The organism is Burkholderia sp. M6-3, assembly GCF_050858985.1.
In the GTDB taxonomy this organism is placed as follows: domain Bacteria; phylum Pseudomonadota; class Gammaproteobacteria; order Burkholderiales; family Burkholderiaceae; genus Paraburkholderia; species Paraburkholderia caledonica.
The window spans coordinates 577091-597868 of sequence record NZ_CP110091.1 but is presented as its reverse complement, the minus strand read 5'-3'; the positions used below and the strand labels follow the sequence as shown (position 1 = coordinate 597868).

Below are 20778 nucleotides of genomic sequence, written 5' to 3'. Positions count from 1 at the left end.
GACCTTCGATGGAAACCCTTGTCGTCCTGCTGGTCCTGCTGTCGGCGCTCCTTCACGCCACGTGGAACGCCTTCCTGCATTTGTCCGAAGACCGTGTGTGGCTGCTCGGAATGATGGCGATTCCGTACATCGCCGTGAGCGCGGTGGGCGTGATCGTCCTGCCGTTGCCGGCGCCTGCCGCGTGGCCGTATATCTTCGCGTCGGTGGTCCTGGAGTTCGGCTATCTGTTGGCGCTGATCCGCGCCTATCGAAGCGGCGACTTCGGGCAGATCTATCCGATTGCGCGCGGCCTGTCGCCGATGCTCGTCTTCGTCGGCGCACTGGTGTTCGCGCATGAATCGCTCAAACCGCTCGCCGCGATTGGCGTCGCGCTGGTGTCGATCGGGATTGTCTCGCTCGCGTTTCGCCGCGGCATGCGCTTCTCCGGCGAAAGCGTGCCGTTCGCGCTGTTGACGGGATTTTTCATCGCGACGTATTCGGTCGTCGACGGAATCGGCGCGCGCGTCGCAGGCAATGGCCTCAGCTACATCATGTGGGTCTATCTGATCTGGAACGTGCCGCAGTTCCTGCTCGCATGGCATTGGCGCGGCGGCGCCAAAGGACTTTTCATCGGCCGCTCGGTGGTGCTCAAGGGCATGGCGTCCGGCGCGCTCGCGCTCGTCGCGTATTGCCTGATCATCGAGGCGTACCGTTATCTGCCCATCGCGATGGTCTCCGCGCTGCGCGAGTTGAGCTCGATCTTCGCGGTGTTGATCGGCTGGCTTTTCATGCGGGAAAAGCTCACTTCCCGGCGCATCGTTGCATGTGCACTGGTGACGCTGGGTGCGGTGCTGATCCGGATTTGATGAGCGTGGCGCGGCCAGCGGCCAGCGGCCTTGCGCTGGCAAGTTGCCGCTTCGGAACTGCGAATTCTCAATCTCGAACTTCGCCTGGCGTACTCACGCAGGCGATGCCCTTCTCCTCAGCGTCCCCAATTGGCTCCAACGTTTTCATTTAAATGGCTCTGAAGCTAAGAGCCAAATCTAACTATAGTCGCTCCATGTGCCGCGCGACGCGCGGCGTCCGCCGACACAGAGGAGCCACGCGATGAACCTGAAGAACGCAGAATTGAAGAGCCGCAAGGATGCCGCCACGCCGCGCGGCGTCGGCGTGATGTGCGATTTCTATGCAGAGCGTGCGCAGAACGCGGAACTATGGGACGTGGAGGGTCGCCGCTTCATTGACTTCGCTGCCGGAATCGCAGTGTGCAACACCGGCCATCGTCATCCAAAGATCGTCGCCGCCATTCGCGACCAGCTGGACCGTTTCACGCACACGGCGTATCAGATCGTGCCGTATGCGTCGTATGTCGAACTCGCGGAAAAGCTCAACGAGCGCGCGCCCGGCGATCATCCGAAAAAGACCGCGTTTTTCACCACCGGCGCGGAAGCTGTTGAAAACGCGATCAAGATTGCACGCGCCGCGACGGGCCGTCCGGGCGTCATCGCCTTCACCGGCGGCTTTCACGGCCGCACGCTGATGGGCATGGCACTGACCGGCAAGGTCGCGCCGTACAAGGTGGGCTTCGGGCCCTTTCCTTCCGACGTATTCCACGCTCCGTTCCCCAATCCGCTGCACGGCGTGAGCACGGCCGATTCGCTGAAAGCAATCGAATTCCTCTTCAAGGCCGACATCGATCCAAAACGGGTTGCCGCGATCATCTTCGAACCGGTTCAGGGTGAAGGCGGGTTCTATCCCGCGCCGGCCGAGTTCGTGCGCGCGCTGCGCAAGCTCTGCAACGAGCACGGCATTCTGCTGATAGCCGATGAAGTGCAAACCGGCTTTGCCCGCACCGGCAAGCTGTTCGCAATGCATCACTACGACGTGGTGCCCGATCTGATGACGGTTGCCAAAAGTCTCGCGGGCGGCATGCCGCTGTCGGGCGTGATTGGCCGCGCCGACGTCATGGATGCAGCGGCGCCCGGCGGGCTCGGCGGCACCTATGCGGGCAACCCGCTCGCGGTGGCCGCCGCGCTTGCGGTACTCGACATCATTGACGAAGAGAAGCTGTGCGAGCGCGCCACGATCCTCGGCGACCGCGTCAAGGCGAAGCTGATCGCGCTGCAAAACGAGGCGCCGCAAATCGCCGACGTGCGCGGCCCCGGCGGCATGGTGGCCGTGGAGTTCTGCAAGCCCGGCAGCACGGAACCCGACGCTGAATTCACGAAACGCGTGCAAACACGCGCGCTCGAACGCGGCTTGCTGCTGCTCGCGTGCGGCGTCTATTCGAACGTGGTGCGCTTCCTGTTCCCGCTGACGATCGAGGACACGGTCTTTGACGAAGCGCTTGCGATTCTCGAAGACGTCATCAAGGACAGCGTAGCTGTCGCAGCTTGAGGAAACGCCCAATGACCACGCTCACTCTCAAAGACCCGGCTCTGCTGAAGACCCACGCCTATCTCGCGGGCGAATGGCAAGGCGCCGGCGACGGCTCGACCTTCGAAGTTGTGAATCCCGCAACCGGAGAAGTCGTCGCGACAGTGCCGCGCATGGGCACCGCGGAAACGCGCCGCGCCATCGACGCCGCCAACGCCGCATGGCCCGCATGGCGGGCGAGCACCGCCAAGCAACGCGCGGTGATCCTGCGCAAATGGCATGACCTGATGCTGGAGAACGCCGACGATCTCGCGCTCATTCTCACCACCGAGCAAGGCAAGCCGCTTGCCGAGGCAAAGGGCGAAATCCAGTACGCGGCCTCGTTCCTCGAATGGTTCGCGGAAGAAGGCAAGCGCGTGAACGGCGACACCATTCCGACTCCCGCAAACGACAAGCGCATTGTCGTGACGAAAGAGCCCGTCGGCGTTTGCGCGGCGATCACGCCGTGGAATTTCCCGGCCGCCATGATCACGCGCAAGGTCGGTCCGGCGCTCGCAGCGGGCTGCCCAATCATCGTCAAGCCGGCTGAAGCGACGCCGCTTTCCGCGCTCGCGCTCGCCGTGCTGGCCGAACGCGCGGGCGTTCCGCGCGGCGTGTTCAACGTGGTGACGGGCGAGCCGAAAGCGATCGGCGCGGAAATGACCGGCAATCCGATCGTGCGCAAGCTGTCGTTTACCGGCTCGACGCCCGTTGGCCGTCTGCTGATGGCGCAGTGCGCGCCGACGGTGAAAAAGGTGTCGCTCGAACTGGGCGGCAACGCGCCGTTCATCGTTTTTGACGACGCCGATCTCGACGCCGCCGTGGCCGGCGCGATTGCATCGAAATATCGGAATAGCGGCCAGACCTGTGTTTGCACTAACCGCTTCTACGTGCACGACAAGGTGTACGACGCGTTCGCCGCGAAGCTGCGCGCCGCCGTCGAGCAACTGACAGTAGGCCGCGGCACCGAGGCAGGCGTCACGCAGGGTCCGCTGATCAACGAGGCGGCGGTGCTCAAGGTGGAGTCGCATATCGAAGACGCGCTCGCCAAAGGCGCGCGCGTCGTGACGGGCGGCAAGCGTCATGCGCTGGGTCACGGCTTCTTCGAGCCGACCATACTCGCGGATGTCACGCCCGACATGAAAGTCGCGCGCGACGAAACCTTCGGTCCGCTCGCGCCGCTGTTCCGGTTTTCATCGGACGAGGAAGTCATCGCGCTTGCGAACGACACCGAGTTTGGCCTCGCGTCGTATTTCTACAGTCGCGACATCGGACGCGTCTGGCGCGTCGCCGAAGCGTTGGAGTACGGCATGGTCGGCATCAACACAGGACTCATCTCGAACGAAGTCGCTCCGTTCGGCGGCGTCAAGCAGTCGGGCTTGGGGCGCGAAGGCTCGCACTATGGCATCGACGACTACGTGGTCATCAAGTACATGTGCGTGGGTGGCATCTGAACGCAAAAACGGCACGCAAAAGCGTGCCGTTTTTTTTCGCGCGGCGAAAGGCGCCGCGCCGCTGTTCCGTTACTGCCCGACGTAGACCGGAGCCGAATACGAGCTCGACGTCACTTCAGCGCGGTTGCCTGCTTGCGACGAGCCGTTCGTTGCCGAGCCGTAGCCGCTCGTTTGAGCTGCACGGTTCTGTGCGGCGACGCGTGCTTCAGCAGCCTGAATATTTGCCGGGTAATCGTAGTCGTTCGACGTTGCCGGGTTATATCCCGCCTTCTCCAGCTGGATCAGTTCGGCGCGGACCTGAGCACGGGTAACCGGCTGGTTCGATTGCGCGAAAGCGGCGAGCGGTGCAGAGATAAGAGCGGCGATAACAGCAGCTTCGATCAGGGATTTCATGATTACTACCTCCAGAGATTGTTTTGTGCTGGGCTGAAGGCGGTTTGTCTTCAGCAGATGGACACAGTTTAGGAGGCGAGACACCTAGGGTAAACCCCAGATCAAAGAATTCACTATTGCCGTATTTGTGATAATTCAGCGGCGTGCGCGCTGATTAGCGCGTTCTTGGACACGAGACCGCCGGTTACCTGACGGTCGCTGCGTGGGCTTGCGCCGAATCGCGCGCGATACGTCCGCGAGAAGTGGGACGGTGACTCAAACCCGCACGCGACGCAAATCGACGTAATGGACATGTCGGTCTGCTGCAGCAACTCGCGCGCGCGAGCAAGGCGTAACTGCAGATAGAAGTGCGTCGGCGTGTCCTTTAGCGACGCAGAGAACAGCCGTTCGAGCTGCCGGCGCGTCACGCCGATCTCCTGGGCGAGCCGGTCGGGCGTCAACGGCTCTTCCATGTGCTGCTCCATCACGCCGATCACCTGAATCAGCTTGCGGTTGTGCACGCCGTAGCGCGCGGCGATCTCCATGCGTTGATGGTCGGAGCGCTGACGGATGCGGCTCACCACGAACTGCTCGGACACGGCGGAAGCCAGCGCCGCGCCGTGCTTGCGGCCGATCAGGTCGAGCGTCATGTCGATCGACGCGGTGCCGCCAGCGCATGTGATGCGCCGCGCGCCGATTTCGAAGAGTTCCTGGCTGGCATTCAGCGACGGATAGCGCTCGCGAAACGCCGACAACGCCTCCCAATGCACAGTCACGTTGTCCTCGCCGCCGAGCAGCCCCGCTTCCGCGAGAACGAAGCTGCCCGTGTCTATCCCGCCCAGCGTCGCGCCGGCCCGGTCCAGGCGCCTGAGCCACTCGGCCAGATCGCGGGTGTAGCAGGCGAGAGGCTCGAAGCCCGCCACGACGAACAGCAGCCGCGCATCGTTCACTTCGGCGATTGCCGCGTCGGCGTTGATCGAAATGCCGTTGCTGGCCGCGACCGGTGTGCCGTCGAGGCTCACGATGCGCCAGCGGTACAGCTCGCCGCGAAAGCGATTCGCAACGCGCAACGGCTCGACCGCCGACATGAAGCCGATTGCCGAAAAACCAGGCAGCAGCAGGAACGATATCTCTTCAGGCATTGCGCGGGACCCGGTCAGATGCGAAGACGACGATGCGAGACGAAAGCGGCAAGCGCAAGCCGCCCCGCGGTTCCGGGCGAGCGTAGCAAGCGCGTCGCGGGCGGGCAAGGCGCGCCAAAAATCTCCCAGCCGATTGCTGCATTGCAACCGCACGGCAACGTCGGCGCATGCTGATTTTCCCTTGTTGTCGCGTGGAAGCAAGAACGGGTCGCTGACGGTCGCTTTGGCGGCAATATGGGGCATTAACGTTAGGGCATCGAGGCAGGCGGTTCCGTCGTTTCGCAGCACTGCCTTGCGGCCTCACCGGTAAGCGGTCCATTCGACAACGCGCGGTTAAATGCGCACAAGCGTCAATAGGGGAACGTCATGGAATTACGCATCAAAACGCGGCTGGCCCGGCTTGCGTACCTCGCGGCCGCATTTGCCGCCGCCGTTACCGCGCTGCCTGCGTTTGCGCAGGACCCGGCCACCTGCCGCGCCGTGCATTTCGCGGACATCGGCTGGACTGACATCACGTCGACAACTGCACTCGCGTCCACCGTCTTCGAGGGGCTCGGTTATCAGCCGGTTACCACCGTCGCCTCCGTGCCGATTTCGTTCGCGGGCCTGAAGAGCAAGCAGCTCGATGTGTCGCTCGGCTACTGGTGGCCGGTGCAGGAAAAAGCCATCGCGCCGTTCGTCGAATCGAAGTCGATCCAGGTGTTGCAGCCTCCCAATCTGACGGGCGCAAAGGCGACCTTCGCGGTGCCCGCCTATGCGTATGACGCGGGCCTCAAAACATTCGCGGACATCGCCAAACATCGCGATCAGCTCGACGGCAAGATCTACGGCATCGAACCCGGCAGCAGCGCGAATGCAGCCATCCAGAAAATGATCGCCACCAACCAGTTCGGTCTCGGCGGATTCAAGCTGATCGAATCGAGCGAAGCGGGCATGCTCGTTTCCGTGGACCGCGCGATTCGCGACAAGAAATGGGTGGTGTTTCTCGGCTGGGAGCCGCATCCGATGAACATTCAGATCGACATGAAATACCTGTCCGGTAGCGAGGGCGTATTCGGCCCGAACGATGGCGAAGCGCGCGTTTATACGCTGACGTCGCCCGATTATCTGACGCGTTGCCCGAACGCGGGCAAGCTCGTGAGCAACCTGCGCTTCTCCACGCAACTGGAGAACCTGGTCATGCAATCGGTGATGAACAAGCAAAAGCCCTCGGATGCCGCGAAGGCTTATCTGAAGAAAAACCCGCAAGTACTCGACGCATGGCTTGCCGGCGTGAAGACCTATGACGGCAAGGACGGTTTGCCCGCGGTCAAGGCCTACCTCGGGCTATGAGTCGGCGCGCGAGTCGTGACACTTTCATCTACAGGAACCAGTACGCATGAACCATGAAGTCATCGTGACCTGCGCGGTCACCGGCGCGGGCGACACAGTCGGTAAGCATCCCGCCATTCCTGTCACGCCCAGGCAGATCGCCGAGGCCGCGATCGAAGCGGCGAAAGCGGGCGCCACCGTCGCCCATTGCCATGTTCGCGATCCAAAAACCGGACGCGGCAGCCGCGATCCGCAGTTGTATCGCGAGGTAGTCGACCGGATTCGTTCGTCGGGTACGGACGTCATCATCAATCTGACGGCGGGCATGGGCGGCGATCTCGAAATCGGTCCCGGCGAAGACCCGATGCGCTTTGGCGCGAACACGGATCTGGTCGGCGGACTGACACGCCTCGCGCACGTGGAAGAGTTGCTGCCGGAAATCTGCACACTTGATTGCGGCACGCTCAATTTCGGCGACGGCGACTACATCTACGTTTCGACGCCCGCGCAACTGCGTGCCGGAGCAGCGCGCATTCAGGAACTCGGCGTGAAGCCGGAACTGGAAATTTTCGATACCGGTCATTTGTGGTTCGCAAAACAATTGCTGAAGGAAGGCTTGCTCGACGCGCCGCCGCTGTTTCAACTTTGCCTCGGCATTCCGTGGGGCGCGCCCGCGGACACCACGACGATGAAAGCCATGGCCGACAACCTGCCGCCCGGCGCGCAATGGGCAGGTTTCGGCATCGGCCGCATGCAGATGCCGATGGTCGCGCAGGCGATGTTGCTCGGCGGCCATGTGCGAGTCGGTCTCGAAGACAACATCTGGCTCGATAAGGGTGTGCCCGCAACGAACGGCACGCTCGTGCAGCGCGCGGTGGAAATCATCGAACGCCTGGGCGGACGTGCGCTCACACCGGCCGGAGGACGGCGCAAGCTCGGCCTGCCCGCGCGCGGAGAACGGCAACTCGAACGGCGCGTGGCCGGGGAATACGTTTAAGCGTGCGGCGTTGCATGCTCACGAACGGCTAGGGCATCGAAGAACTCATAGGCAAACAAGGAAACGTCAGCAATGGCAGTGATCGTCGATATCAAAACATTTGCCGCGATCGGCGCGGGCGTGATCGGCAGCGGCTGGGTGGCGCGCGCGCTCGCGCACGGGCTCGATGTGATTGCGTGGGACCCCGCACCGGGCGCGGAAAAGCAGCTGCGCGAGAACGTCGCCAATGCGTGGCCCGCGCTAGAACGCGTCGGCCTCGCCGAGGGCGCGTCGCAGTCGAGACTGCGCTTCGTCGATACGATCGAAGCGTGTGTCGCGAACGCGGACTTCATTCAGGAAAGCGCGCCCGAGCGGGAGGAACTGAAGCTCGCGCTGCACGAGCAGATCAGCCGTGCCGCGAAGCCGGACGCGATCATCGCTTCGTCCACTTCGGGGCTATTGCCGAGCGACTTCTACGCGCGGGCTGTGAATCCGCAACGCTGCATCGTCGGACATCCGTTCAATCCGGTGTATCTGCTGCCGCTCGTCGAGGTGCTCGGCGGGGAGCGGACGGCGCCCGAAACCATCGACGCCGCGCTGCACATGTACCGCTCGCTTTCAATGCGCCCGCTGCGAGTTCGCAAGGAAGTGCCCGGCTTTATCGCCGACCGGCTGCTCGAAGCGCTGTGGCGCGAGGCCCTGCATCTGGTCAGTGAAGGCGTGGCGACCACCGGCGAAATCGACGACGCCATCCGCTTCGGCGCAGGCATCCGCTGGTCGTTCATGGGCACGTTCCTTACTTACACCCTTGCAGGCGGCGATGCAGGCATGCGCCACTTCATGCAGCAGTTCGGTCCCGCGCTGGAGCTGCCGTGGACTAAACTGATAGCGCCGAAGCTGACCGACGAACTGATCGACCGCGTCGTGGACGGCACCGCTGAGCAGGTCGGCCCGCGCTCGATCAAGCAGTTGGAGCGTTATCGCGACGACTGCATCACGAGTGTGCTGGCCGCAATCGGCGAAGCCAAGGCGCGGCACGGACTGACGCCGGCGGATTGACGCGAGCCTCGCAATGCGCGGCACCACACCGTGTCGCGCCGCTTCCGCCATGTACGCCGCAAAGCGCGAAGCAGGCGAGGCACCAGACAAGGAGACTCCGCAACATGCTGCAAACCGCTGCCCTGCCCTGCTATCGCGACACGGTGCGCGCGGAATGGGTCGATTACAACGGCCATTTACGCGACGCGTTCTACATGCTGATCTTCAGCTTTGCGACCGACCAGCTGATCGACCAGATCGGTTTGCCAGACGCTGTGCGTAAGGAGCGTGGGCGCTCGATCTACACACTCGAAGCGCACATCAACTATCTGCACGAAATCAAGGAAGGCACGCGCGTGCGGGTCGATATGCGCGTGCTCGGGTGCGATGCGAAGCGGCTGCAACTCTACCTGGAGATGTTCGCCGACGGCAGCGACACGCCGGTCGCGGCGGGCGAGCAGATGCTGTTGCACGTGGACACGAGCGGGCCGCGCTCGGTCGCGTTCGATGCCGACGTAGCCGCTCGCGTGCGGGAACTGGCCGACGCTCATGCTGCATTGCCGCCCGCGACCTACGCGGGCCGCATGATCGGCCTGCCCGCCGCCGCACAACGTAGCCGGAGCCAACATGCTTGAGCCGCAGATGGCTGAATTTATCGCGCGAGCCGCCGCGGTCTATCCGGGGCACAGCACCTCGTTGACGCCGCGCGAGCAGCGCGAAATCTACGACCGCTACGCGGCTGCGCTCACTCCGCCTTTGCCGGCAGAAGTCGTCACCCAAGACGCGCAATTCCTGACCGCGGCAGGCCATCCGATTGCGCTAAGGCTGTATCGCAACGGTGCAAAAGCGGCCGCGACGCCGCGTGGTACTGTGCTGTATTTCCACGGTGGCGGCTTTGTGCTTGGATCGCTCGACAGTCATCAGGTCATCACGGCGCGCCTTGCCGCGGATACCGGCCTCGATGTAATCGCCGTCGATTACCGGCTCGCGCCCGAACACCGCGCACCGGCCGCGCATGACGACTGCATGGAGGTCACGCTCGCCGCGCTGGAACGGCGGCTGCCCTTCGATTCGCCTGACGGCGCCACGCTGCAACTCGCGGGAGATAGCGCGGGCGCCACGCTCGCTGCCAGTGTGGCGATGCGATTGCGCGACGAGGGCATCGAAGGAATAAGCGGTCTTGCGCTGATTTATCCGATGCTCGGCACCGACCCGCAGCCGCCCTCACGCGATACCGAAGCGCAAGCGCCCATGCTCACGCTCACCGACGTCCATGCGTTTCGCGACACGTATTGGGGCGAAACGGCGCAATACCTCAAGTGGACTATCCCGCTCGACGCCACGCGTTATGACGGCCTTCCGCCTACGCTTGCGATAGGCGCCGAACACGATCCGCTCAGAGACGACGCCCGCGTGTTCGCCGAACGCATTCAGGCTGCAGGCGGAGAAGCGCACCTGTGGATCGGCACAGGACTCGTACATGGATGCTGGCGCGCTATCGAATCGAGCCCTGGCGTGCAGGCGATGCATGGCGAAGTCTGCGGCTTTCTGTCCGCAAAAGCCCACGCGGTGTAACGGCAATTGCGTGATGACCACGTAGAGACCGAACACGGCGAACATGGCCGACACGAAGGCAGTGGGGATGGCGTACATGTTGCGCGACGTGCCGGCGGACGTTAGCGTGCCCGGTCACTCCGCCACTGCGCGAACGTGAGCGGCCTGACGCCGGCCTGGACCACTTCCGGCGTCTCGATCGGGCTCCAGCAGTAGAAAGCGTCGCCCCAGCCAGGAATGGGTTGCGGCTTGAGCATCCTGAATTCGACGCCCGACCGGTAGGCGAGATGCGGCCAGAAAAGCGGCATGACTTCGCGCACCGCCATCTGTTTCAGCAACTCGGCGGGGCCGCTTTCGTCTGCGACGATCTCGCCCTGAGATATCCAGTCGTGCTCGGCCCACGCGACGAAGACACTGCCCCTTCCCTCGCGATCGAACATGAGAATCGCATTCTGCTCGGGCCGCCAGTAATACTCGACGATGCCTTTGTCTTTCACCACTTCGTCCAGCACCTTGCGCGTGCGCGGGTCGCAATACGTCATGCCGTTCTCGCCCAGCGCGAGCCAGCCCATTTCGGAGCAGTGACGGCTCTTGGCGTCTTTGAGAAAGTGGACGAGCCGGTTCGCCGAATCGGCGTCCGTCTTGCGCAGATATAAATCGACAATGCCGGCATTGAACGCTTTGACAGCGACAGTTTCGTCTGCGACGCCTGTGAGCAGAATCTTCGCGCAATGCAGGTTGGATATGGAGGACAGAAACTCGACACCGCTTACGCCCGGCATGTCGTAGTCCACTACGACGGCTGCCACTTCGGAGAAACGCGTTGCGCGCGCGAGCACATCGCGCTGCGGCGATGACTCGACAAAGCGATCAAAACCGGTCTCGCTCAAACAGGCCGAAGCCGGCGCGAATTCCAGCGAGTTCTCACGCGCATGCTGGCGTATGAACGCAAGCCCCGCCTGAGGACGCGAGAAGAACAGATTGGTGAAAACGTCCGGAAAGAAGCGGCGCAGGGCGTCGAGGTAGTTGTCGTTATCGTCGACGAAAACAACCGTTGTCGGATAAGAGACGGGTGGTCGAATAAACTTGTTCATGTTTTTAGCGTGGTTCGTCGGGCCGCCGCAGAGCGTTACCGTGACAGGCTCGCCGGCCACCGCATGAGCTCATGGAACATACCGGCGCGCCGCCATGTGCGTACACGCCGGTCAACTATCGCAGGTTGCAGGGCCGGCCCCGTTTCAACATATAGTACAGGGCTCTTGGCGCGAACAGTACAAAGTTACGCGCGGTGCCGGCAGCCTATGCGCGTTGAATCAACCGGATGAGCATGGGTGGAACGAGCCGCCGCGGCCGCGTTGATTGCGGCCGCGGAATGCTCGCGATTAGGGCCGCGAGGCGACTTCATCGAGATGGTCGAGCAAAGCTGCGGGGTCGTCGTAGACGCGCAGGGCGCCCGCGCGCTCCAACTCTTCGGTGCCGTAGCCGCCCGACAGCAATCCGACACCGAGCGCGCGACAACGCCGCGCCGCGAGCATGTCCCAGATGCTGTCGCCTACTACGACCGAGTGTTCGATCTCAACGCCAAGGCGTTCGGCCGCCGCGAGGAAAAGGTCGGGGTCGGGCTTCGCATATTTAACGTCGTCGCGCGTCACGACGACCGCTTTTGCCGGATCGACGCCGAGCGCTTCGAGATTCACCGCAGCGGTTTCCATGCGCCCGCTGGTCGCCACCGCCCAGGGCGTGCCCGCTTGCGTCAAGGCATCGAGCAGTTCGCGCGCGCCCGGCAGCGGACATACCTGCGCGCGCAAGTTTTGATAGGCAGTCGCATGCGCACGACGCAGACGCTCGCTGCGCTCGGCGCTGATCTCTCCGTGGGTCTCACGCAGAAGCTGATTGGTGAAGAGGCCGCCGCTCATGCCGATCTTTCGATGAATCCGCCAGACGGACAGGGGAATGCCTTCGCTGTCGAGCGCTTCTTTCCACGCCAGCACGTGCTGATAAACACTGTCGACGAGCGTGCCGTCGAGATCGAATAAAAATGACGTCTGGATTCGCATGGTGGGCTCCTTTCGATGGCTACCCCACCAATATGCCACGGCACACGCCGTCCGGCATCAGCGGGCCTTGCTGCGAGTGCCCTTAGCCGCCGCCCCGGCGCGCGGCGCATCCTTGCTGGCCGGGACGCCGCCGCTCAATTGCTCCATCCAGGACAGCGCGTCGACGTACGACAAAAACTGTTTTAGATAGCCCGGCGACAACTCGCGCATGAGCGACAGCGAACGGTGCACGAGGCTGCTCGAATTGAGCGGACCGGCATTGCCGGGCGCTGGCTGCAGCGACTGCCGCAACTGCTTTTCAGTGCGGACCTTGGCCCACGTTTCCCTGAAATAGTCGAGAGCGGGAAGCTCCGGGTATGGAGCCCGGTCGCCTGCAAGGTGCCGCGGCTCGTCTTGCATGTAGCCGACGAGTTCGGCAAGGGTGCCGCGTCCAGGTCCATCCGGAGACGACGCATGACCGGCGGTGGCCGCCAGGTCGACTTTGCGCGCATAGGCTTCCAGTAGCGAGGCAAGCTTCTCGTCGAGCACGTGGCGCGCAGCGCCGGTGTGCGCGGCGGCACGGCGCTCGAACGCGTCGATGAAAGCGAAACGCAGCGGATCGAGGCGGTCGGCGCCGCGCTCGCGCCACGCGTCGAGGGTGGCGCGCGGGGCTTGCACGGCGGAATTCGTCGGCGCGCTCCTAGGTGGGTGGTTTGCCTCCGCCGTCTGCACCGTTTCACCCGTGCATTCAGCATGCGGCACACCCGGCGTCGGCCTTGCGTCGACGTTTTCGCTGTTACTCATGAGGCTTGCCTGCCGCAGCCGACGGCCTCGGAACCGGCGCTATTTCCACGCGACGGTTGCGCGCCCGCCCCGGTTCGTCGGCATTCGAGCTCACGGGTTGTCCGGAGCCGAACGCCGCAGCGAATACCGACGACGCCGGCACGCCCGCATCGATCAGCGCGCGGGTCACTGTCAGCGCGCGCTGCGCCGACAATTCCCAGTTGTCCGCGAAACGGCGGTTGCCTTCGCGCAGCCGCTGGTCGTCGGTAAAGCCGCTCACCATCAGGATCTGGTCGTTCGCGCGCAGATATGCAGACAACGGCCCGGCGAGGCTCTTCAACAGATCGCGCCCTTGCGGCTGCAACTGGTCGGAGTTCAGCGCAAACAGCACGTTGCCGCTGATGCCAATACGTCCGTTCACCAGCGTCACGCGGCCCGCCGCGAGCGGCCCCGCCAGCGCCTGCTCGAGCGTCTTGCGGCGCTGCGTTTCAAGCTGACGCTGCTTGACCTCCTGGTCGAGCTTGTTCGACAGTTCGAGCTGCACGCCGATGACAGCCACCAGAATCAGCATGAACGCGCCGAGCAGCACGGACATCAGGTCGCCGAACGCCGCCCAGATCGGCGCGCCCTGCTCCACGCCGCCGTCGATGTCCTCGCTCATCCCGCTCATGCTGCCTCGGCTCCATCCGCGGCGCGCTGGGCAGCGAGCAGCTGCAGATCTTCGACGATCTGCTTTTGCGACATCACGCTCAGATCGACCACCTCTCGTGCTTGCGCGACGTAATACGCAAGCTGCTCGTCACTGCGGGCGAGCGACTTGTCGAGCGCAGCCTCGATTCTCTCCAGATGCGCGACGAGCTTGTCGTTCGACTCGCCGAAACGCTGAACGGCCGAGCCGAACGCTTCACCGAGGCTCGCCACTTCGACGGCGCCGCCGGTGATCTGCGCGGCAATCGCGCCGATTCTGTCCGCCTCAGTTTCGACCTTGTCGGTGAACCTGGTCCCGACACGCTCGAGAAGATCCGCCGACGTCGCGACGAGCGCATCCACCGCCGTGCGCTGCTCCGTCGATGCATGGTTGACAGCATCGAGCAGCGTTTCGAGCGTCTCCATCAAGCGGCTGCGCTCCTGCAACATGGCGGTGTCGCGCACCATGCTGTCCGAGAGCTTCTGACGCAGTTCCGCGACCACTTCGGCGGCGGCCTTCGGTGCCTCCGACGCTGCCTGCACCAGCCGCGATATTTCGCCGATGGTCTCGCTCGCGTGCGCCTGCGTCTGCGCAGCGATATCGGTCGCGGTCCGCGCGAGCGTATCGCATATCTCCTGCTGACGGCTCGCCGTGCGTTCGCCTGCCTGCTGCCATTCCTTGCCGAGCGTGACGGCCATCGAATCGAGCTTCGTGGTCCACGCCGCGAGCCGCTCTTCATTGCGCTCGCCTGCCTGTTGCCACTCCTTGCCGAGCGTGGCCGCCATCGAATCGAGCTTCGCGGTCCACGCCGTGAGCCGCTCTTCATTACGCTCGCCTGCCTGCTGCCATTCCTTGCCGAGGCTGGCCGCCATTGAATCGAGCTTCGAGGCCCACGCCGAGAGCCGCTCTTCATCACGCTCGCCTGCCTGCTCCCACTCCTTGCCGAGCGTGGCCGCCATCGAATCGAGCTTCGCAGTCCACGCCGTGAGCCGCTCTTCGCTGCGCTCGCTTGCCTGCTCCCATTCCTTGCCGAGGTTGGCCGCCATCGAGGCCAGCGTCGCGGTCCACGCCGCGAGCCGCGCTTCGTCTTGAGAGGCCAGTTCGGTTCGGAAATCCGCATGCGACTGCCCGACGGTCCGCACCAACGACGCCGAACGTTCTTCGAAGCTCGCCGCCGCCGCAGCGAGCGCCTGCTCGTGCCGCACTGCAAGCGTCTCGCCGGCCTGCTCCTGACGCGAGAGCGCTTCCTTCCACGCCTGCGAGACATTGCCCGCCGCGGCTTCCAGCCGCGCGGACACGCCGTCGACCAGGCCGGCCGAGCGCTCGTCGAAAGTCTGTGTAAAGCGCTCAAGCGACGCGCGGAACTGCTGCGTCATGTCCTCGTTCGAGCGCTGCTGTCCGGCAAGCGCCTTGCTCCAGATGTCGGCGACCGTCGCAGCGGCTGATTCGAACCCGCTCGACAGGCCATCCAGTTGCTGCTGAACCGCCTGCCCCACGCTCGCGTGCAACGCCGCGCTCTCGCGCGCGAGGCCGGCCATCGTTGCCTGCATGACGGGCTCCAGCGCCTCGCCGGCGGCGCGCGTGCTGTCCGCGATGCTCCTCTTCAGCGACTGCTCGACCGACGCCGCGAGCCGCGTATAGGCGACCTGTGCATTGCTGTGGAATGCCTCCTGACTCGCAAGCTGGCGCTCATTGAAAGCGAGGCTGTGCTGCTCCATCGCCGCCATCATGGTTTGCAGGCGATCGACGAGCGTCGGCATCAATTCAGCCTGCGTTTGCAAGAGCCGGAAGCTTTCGTCGCGCTGATGAGCCTGCGAGTAGATGCGCAAGCTCGTCGCAATCTTGACGTCGAGACGTTGCGCCGCTTCGAGCCGTTCGCGGCGGCAGAGCGCCGACAGCAGGCCGAGCATCGCCGAGCTGCCGACGCCCGCGATCGACGTGCCGAATGCGAAGCCGAGCCCCTTGACCGGCGCGGCCAGCGAAGCGCGGATCGCTGCAAGGTCGGTCGCGCTTTCGAGCGCCATGCCCGTGCCTCGCAGCGTCACGACCATGCCCAGCAGAGTGCCGAGCATGCCGAGCAGCACCAGCAAGCCAACCAGGTAAGGCGTCAGTGCAGGGCCCGGCAACGCAACGCGCTCGCCTTCGATACGCAGCCGCGCCGCGTTACGTAGACCTGGATGCAGCAGTTCGAGCCACGCGCCAAGCTGCGGCGGCGGCTCGGATAAACCGGCCACGGCACGCGCGAGCGTCCCAGTGGCCTGGCTATAGCGACGCAATTCGAGCGCGCCCGCCAGATAGCAGGCGCCGATCAGCAACGTGACCGCCAGCGCCAGCCAGTTGGAACCGACATAGCCGATAGCGATGCCGCACACCGCGGCGAGACCTGCCGCGAACACAACGAATTCAATACGAAATCTGGACATAGTGTCCCAGTTAGCGAGTACGAAGGGCGGCGAGCAGCCCTTCGACCGGTTGTAAACGAACATCCAGTTCAGCAAGCAACACGCTCTGCATGTCCTTGCGGAAAACGTCGAGCCACGCATTGGGCGCGACCGCGTGGGCGGACGTCGGCGGACCGTCAAGAGCGGGCGCTTGCGGCTGGAGCTGAGCCTGGACGTGGGCCTTCGCCTCAACGCTGCCCTCAGCGGCACTGCTGCCCGCGGCTGCGGCTGCGGCGTTGCCTGCTGCCGCGCTCGCGGGCCGGCTCGCTGCACCATCCGCTTGCGTACCGTCGTCCGGTGCCGGCACCTGGTCTTGCGCCTGCTGCGCGGCCTCGCGAAGCCGCTCGAAGTGCCCGGCGAGCAGCACGGGCACGCTCGCCAGCAAATTCCGCTCGCGCTCGCCGAGCGCACGTTCCATCACGGCGTCCAGCAGCGCAAGGCGGCCCATTGCGGGAGTTTTCGCGGCGAGCAGCGCCCGCAGCCGGCCGCGCAGATTGCCGACACCTGTTTCCATCGATTGCTGCATGGCCTGGTAGCGTTGGCGAAACAACGCGTAGTCCACCGGCACGGCCTGCGGCTCGACGTACCCGGCACCGCGGCGCCTCGCGACGGCGAACGCACTGTCGCCCGTAATGGTCTTGACTAGCGACGCACGCACGCGCGCGCATTCCGCCTCCTCCGCGCTGCCGAACGCTCGTGCGGCCGCAGGCACCGAGGGCGGCGCGCCAGTAAGCGCCGAAGACAGCGCAATCGCGTCCGTCCAGCCGAGCCACTGGCTCAGCCTGTCGGACAGCGATTGCCGGGGTTCGGAGACATCGGCATCGGCGAAACGCGCCAGCAGGCGGATGAGCGCCGGGCCGCTGGGAGCTGTGCGCTGAAGGGCTTGCAACATACCACCAGATGCAAAAAAGTCAGCAGTTTACACGCTGACGCGGACGACGGCTTCCGTCCCCCAAAGATCGGTCCGCAACAGGGACGTCTCGCGGCCCCGCATATTGCGTTCGATAGAGTCCGCACGACTGGCCCGCGGCCCCGTGGTCACGCGACGTACAAGGACGAACCCATTGGTTCAGATAGCCCCGCGAGGACGATGTTCGTCCGTATCGACGCAGCACACGAGCGCATCGGCGTCTTCGTCGCCGACGCTCAGATAGATGTGCCCCACCGAGCTGTCGAAGTAAAGACTGTCGCCCGGCATCAGCCTGAACGACTTGCCGTTCTCGAAACGCAGTTCGAGTTTGCCGCTCAGCAGAAAAACGAATTCTTCGCCCGAGTGCCGGATGTACTCGGGGAAGTCGGACACGGCGCGGGCGTGAATGTGTGCGCGCATCGGCATCATGCGTTTGCCGGTGAGACTGTTCGCCAGCATCCCGTACTCGTAGTTCGGCGTGTCGTAGATTTGCTGCTTGCCCGCCGCCGTAAAAGAGGGCTTCATCGCACCGGCGGCCGGCTTGCGACGCCGCCCGAAGATCGCGTCGAATTCGAGTTCCAGCGAATGCGCGAGCGCCGCGAACTTGTCGTAGGTGAGCGCAATGTCGCCGCGCTCAGCCTTCGAGATCGTCGATACCGCAATACCCGAGCGCTCCGACAGTTCGGCCAGCGTCAGTCCGCGCGTTTTGCGCGCCTGCCGCAAATGTGCGCCCACCAGCTTGTGATCGAGCAAGGGCGGCGCTTCATGTCCGAGCGCCGCCTGTTGTTTCACTGCTACTTTGGCCATCTCACCGGATTCCGCTTGCAAGGAAAATTTCTCGTATGTGAGAAATTTATTTTTTCTCGTATATGATAACTCACGTCGATTCCACCTTTTCTGTGGGAACCCTATCGTGTCTACCCTTGCTCTCAGTAAGCCCGGTTTGACGAAGACCCGCGTCATCACTGCCACGACCATCGGCACCGCGCTCGAGTTCTACGACTTCACGATCTACAGCTTTTTTGCTATTCAGATCGGCCAGTTGTTCTTTCCTGGCGCGTCGCCGGTCAACCAGTTCCTGCTGTCGATCGGTGTATTCGGCGTCGGCTTCGTGGTCCGGCCGCTGGGCGGCGTGGTGATCGGCGCCTATGCGGACCGCGCCGGGCGCAAGAACGCGATGGTCCTGACCATCATGCTGATGGCGCTCAGTTGCGCGATGATCGCGTGCGCGCCGACTTATGCGGTTGCGGGACTCGCCGCGCCGTTGATCGTGCTCGTGGCGCGCCTGATCCAGGGCTTCGCGGCGGGCGGCGAGTTCGGGCCTGGCACGACGCTGCTCGTCGAATACGCGACCGACGACACCCGCGCCTTCTTTGCAAGCTGGAACTTCGCCGCGACCGCAGCGGGGCTCGTGCTCGGCGCGCTCGTCGCAACGCTCGTCAACGTGTTGTTGCCGAAGGAGGCGGTGCTCGAATGGGGCTGGCGTCTTCCGTTCGTGCTCGGCATTGTCGCGGCACCGGCCGGCATGCTGATCCGCAGACGCCTCGAAGAAACGCTCACCGAACGCAAGCCCGGCGAACCCGCGCCGCGCGGCGCGCTGAAGGCCGCGTTGACCACGCACCTGAAGCTCACGATTCTCGGCACCTTCGCCGAATTGGGCGGTTCGGTTTCTGTCTATATCACCGCCTTTTTTCTGCCGAGCCATGCGGTGCGCGCGCTGCACCTTTCTTCCACGTCCGCGGTGATCTCGGGTATTGTCAGTTCGCTCGCGCTCTTCGTTGCGGCGCCGCTCGCGGGCATGCTGGCCGATCGCTTCACCCGCAAGCGGGTGCTGGTGATTTCCCGCGTGGCAATGCTCCTGCTCGTGTATCCGGCGTTCGCATTTCTGAGCGCGCATCCGTCCATGGCAGCGCTTTGCATGGTCTCGGCGCTGCTCGCCGTGTTCGTGTCCGGGCAGATCGTGCCGGTGCTGGTGATGATTCCGGAACTGTTCCCGAAACATGTGCGCGCAACGGGAATTGCATTGACGTATGTGGTGAGCGCCTCGTTCTTCGGCGGCTTCTCGCCGTTTATTGCAAGCTGGCTGGTCGCACGCACCGGCAATCCGCTCGCGCCGGCCTGGTATGTCGCCGCTGCCTGCGCGATCTCGCTAGTACCCGTGATCTGGCTGCGAGACCGTACGGGCGAAGCGCTCGGCTGACGATGAACACGCAATGAGCGAAGAGGCGATGACTACCGACCGCGGATTGCCCCGGCGCAGAGCGGTCGAGTTGCGCCGCATGATTAGCGCGAAGACAATCGCCTGTGGAACTGCTCGACGCGCACCTTACCTTCTCAACCGGTCCTGCTCGAATGGCTCGGGCCTTTCAGCGCTTTAACCGATGACTGCAATCAAATTCGATACCGTAGTGTTAGGCGCAGGCATTGTCGGCGTGTGCGTCGCCGTGCACCTGCAACAACGCGGCCGCCAGGTCGCGCTGGTCGATCGAAAGCTGCCCGGCAACGAGACTTCGTTTGGCAACGCAGGCCTGATCCAGCGCGAAGGCGTCTATCCGTATGCGTTCCCACGCGGACTCGGCGCCCTGCTTCGGTATGCGCGCAACCAGTCGCTCGACGTTCGCTACCATGGCGATGCGCTGTTTCACGCCGCGCCGTTTCTGTGGAAGTACTGGCGCAATTCCGAGCCGGCGAAACACGCTGCAATCGCGAAGTCGTACTCGACGCTCATCGAACACTGCATTAGCGAGCACCGCGAGTTGGCCGCAAACGCAGGCGCGAGTGCATTGCTTCGGCCCACCGGCTGGATTAAGGTGTTTCGCAGCAATGCGGCCCAAGACGCGGAAGTGCGCCTCGCGGAGCAATGGCACCGCGAATATGGCGTCGAATTCGAAACGCTCGACGCGGCTCGATTGCAACTGGCCGAACCCGATCTGGACAAGGCATTGCAAGGTGGATTGCGCTACACGCAAGCCGATTCGGTGAGCGATCCCAACGCACTTGTCACAGCCTACGCGAAGCACTTCGAGACACTCGGCGGACGCATCTTCACTGGCGATGCGAACACGCTTCGCAATGGCTGGGAGGTGACGACAGACGCGGGGACTATCGCGGCCTCTTCGGTGGTCGTCGCACTCGGGCCGTGGTCGGACGTTCTCACTTCGAGGCTCGGGTACTCCCTGCCGCTCGGCGTCAAGCGCGGCTATCACATGCACTATTCGCCACGGGCTGGGGCACGCCTCAATCATCCGGTGCTCGACGTGGAAAATGGCTACCTGCTTGCGCCAATGGCGCGCGGCATCCGCTTGACGACGGGCGCCGAAATTGCGCTGCGCGACGCGCCGAAAACCCCCACGCAACTCGCCGCTGTCGAACCAATTGCACGCACGCTCTTCCCATTGGACCAACGTGTCGACGATCAACCGTGGATGGGCGCGCGGCCTTGCACGCCCGACATGATGCCGGTGATCGGGCGCGCTGGAAAACATCAGGGCTTGTGGTTTGCATTCGGCCACGCGCATCACGGACTGACGCTGGGGCCAGTGACAGGCCGCCTCATCGCCGAAATGATGACCGGAGAGCAAACGCTGGTGGACCCGCGACCGTTCAGAGTTGACCGGTTCTAACGGCGAACGCGAGCGGCGTCATTGCCGCTCGCTTTTATCTGCGCCACCACAGCGCC

19 protein-coding genes are annotated in these 20778 nt (G+C 63.9%); 10 read left to right on the top strand and 9 right to left on the bottom strand.

Annotated elements, in window-relative coordinates:
- Window positions 1–8 precede the first annotated feature (8 nt).
- The 3 genes from OH764_RS20000 to OH764_RS19990 all read left to right on the top strand — a co-directional run bounded on the left by OH764_RS20000 (window position 9) and on the right by OH764_RS19990 (window position 3848).
- Complete coding sequence (locus OH764_RS20000; protein ID WP_498850470.1) at window positions 9–845, top strand: DMT family transporter; 837 nt, start codon at window positions 9–11, stop codon at window positions 843–845.
- Window positions 846–1086: 241 nt separating this feature from the next.
- Complete coding sequence (locus tag OH764_RS19995; RefSeq protein WP_498850469.1) at window positions 1087–2376, top strand: PLP-dependent aminotransferase family protein; 1290 nt, start codon at window positions 1087–1089, stop codon at window positions 2374–2376.
- Window positions 2377–2387: 11 nt separating this feature from the next.
- Entirely contained in the window at window positions 2388–3848 is a 1461-nt protein-coding gene (locus OH764_RS19990; RefSeq protein ID WP_498850468.1) for an NAD-dependent succinate-semialdehyde dehydrogenase, read from the top strand.
- Between the two features lie 69 nt (window positions 3849–3917).
- Here OH764_RS19990 and OH764_RS19985 read toward each other — a convergent pair whose 3' ends face one another.
- Together OH764_RS19985 and OH764_RS19980 are read right to left on the bottom strand one after the other, a co-directional pair.
- A complete protein-coding gene (locus tag OH764_RS19985; protein ID WP_020068216.1) occupies window positions 3918–4241 on the bottom strand; it encodes a DUF4148 domain-containing protein in 324 nt (107 codons plus the stop codon).
- 113 nt (window positions 4242–4354) lie between these two features.
- Window positions 4355–5362 carry a GlxA family transcriptional regulator gene (locus tag OH764_RS19980; RefSeq protein WP_498850467.1) on the bottom strand — a complete coding sequence of 336 codons (1008 nt, stop codon included), beginning with the start codon at window positions 5360–5362 and terminating at the stop codon, window positions 4355–4357.
- A 366-nt stretch (window positions 5363–5728) separates the two neighbouring features.
- Between OH764_RS19980 and OH764_RS19975 the strand changes: the two genes are divergently transcribed.
- From OH764_RS19975 to OH764_RS19955, 5 genes are all read left to right on the top strand, one after another.
- The gene (locus tag OH764_RS19975) at window positions 5729–6694 is read left to right on the top strand and encodes a choline ABC transporter substrate-binding protein (RefSeq protein ID WP_408485728.1); all 966 of its coding nucleotides are present in this window, start codon (window positions 5729–5731) and stop codon (window positions 6692–6694) included.
- Between the two features lie 46 nt (window positions 6695–6740).
- Window positions 6741–7670 (top strand): 3-dehydrocarnitine:acetyl-CoA trimethylamine transferase CdhC, encoded by a 930-nt coding sequence (cdhC, locus tag OH764_RS19970; protein WP_498850466.1) that lies wholly within the window; start codon window positions 6741–6743, stop codon window positions 7668–7670.
- A gap of 72 nt (window positions 7671–7742) precedes the next feature.
- Window positions 7743–8708 carry a carnitine 3-dehydrogenase gene (locus OH764_RS19965; RefSeq protein WP_498850465.1) on the top strand — a complete coding sequence of 322 codons (966 nt, stop codon included), beginning with the start codon at window positions 7743–7745 and terminating at the stop codon, window positions 8706–8708.
- A gap of 104 nt (window positions 8709–8812) precedes the next feature.
- Window positions 8813–9322, top strand: coding sequence for a thioesterase family protein (locus OH764_RS19960; protein WP_027777573.1), 510 nt, complete (start codon window positions 8813–8815; stop codon window positions 9320–9322).
- Window positions 9315–10262: an alpha/beta hydrolase gene (locus OH764_RS19955; protein WP_498850464.1), complete on the top strand. Its 948-nt coding sequence runs from the start codon at window positions 9315–9317 to the stop codon at window positions 10260–10262. Before OH764_RS19960 ends, OH764_RS19955 begins: the two co-directional genes overlap by 8 nt.
- A gap of 101 nt (window positions 10263–10363) precedes the next feature.
- Here the strand turns inward: OH764_RS19955 and OH764_RS19950 are convergent, their stop codons facing one another.
- The 7 genes from OH764_RS19950 to OH764_RS19920 all read right to left on the bottom strand — a co-directional run bounded on the left by OH764_RS19950 (window position 10364) and on the right by OH764_RS19920 (window position 17906).
- Window positions 10364–11335, bottom strand: coding sequence for a response regulator (locus OH764_RS19950; RefSeq protein ID WP_498850463.1), 972 nt, complete (start codon window positions 11333–11335; stop codon window positions 10364–10366).
- 288 nt (window positions 11336–11623) lie between these two features.
- Window positions 11624–12298: an HAD family hydrolase gene (locus OH764_RS19945; protein ID WP_498850462.1), complete on the bottom strand. Its 675-nt coding sequence runs from the start codon at window positions 12296–12298 to the stop codon at window positions 11624–11626.
- 57 nt (window positions 12299–12355) lie between these two features.
- Complete coding sequence (locus OH764_RS19940) at window positions 12356–13081, bottom strand: DUF2894 domain-containing protein (protein ID WP_498850461.1); 726 nt, start codon at window positions 13079–13081, stop codon at window positions 12356–12358.
- On the bottom strand, window positions 13074–13721 hold the full coding sequence (locus OH764_RS19935) for an OmpA family protein (RefSeq protein ID WP_027777567.1): 648 nt from the start codon (window positions 13719–13721) through the stop codon (window positions 13074–13076). Before OH764_RS19935 ends, OH764_RS19940 begins: the two co-directional genes overlap by 8 nt.
- A gap of 5 nt (window positions 13722–13726) precedes the next feature.
- Window positions 13727–16171, bottom strand: coding sequence for a DUF802 domain-containing protein (locus OH764_RS19930; RefSeq protein ID WP_498850460.1), 2445 nt, complete (start codon window positions 16169–16171; stop codon window positions 13727–13729).
- Between the two features lie 10 nt (window positions 16172–16181).
- Window positions 16182–17081 (bottom strand): DUF3348 domain-containing protein, encoded by a 900-nt coding sequence (locus OH764_RS19925; protein WP_498850459.1) that lies wholly within the window; start codon window positions 17079–17081, stop codon window positions 16182–16184.
- A gap of 177 nt (window positions 17082–17258) precedes the next feature.
- Entirely contained in the window at window positions 17259–17906 is a 648-nt protein-coding gene (locus OH764_RS19920) for a helix-turn-helix domain-containing protein (RefSeq protein ID WP_440783496.1), read from the bottom strand.
- A gap of 106 nt (window positions 17907–18012) precedes the next feature.
- Here OH764_RS19920 and OH764_RS19915 point away from each other — a divergent pair, with 106 nt between their 5' ends.
- Window positions 18013–19299 (top strand): MFS transporter, encoded by a 1287-nt coding sequence (locus OH764_RS19915; RefSeq protein WP_027777563.1) that lies wholly within the window; start codon window positions 18013–18015, stop codon window positions 19297–19299.
- A 181-nt stretch (window positions 19300–19480) separates the two neighbouring features.
- A complete protein-coding gene (locus tag OH764_RS19910; RefSeq protein ID WP_498850458.1) occupies window positions 19481–20722 on the top strand; it encodes an NAD(P)/FAD-dependent oxidoreductase in 1242 nt (413 codons plus the stop codon).
- Window positions 20723–20778: the final 56 nt, after the last annotated feature.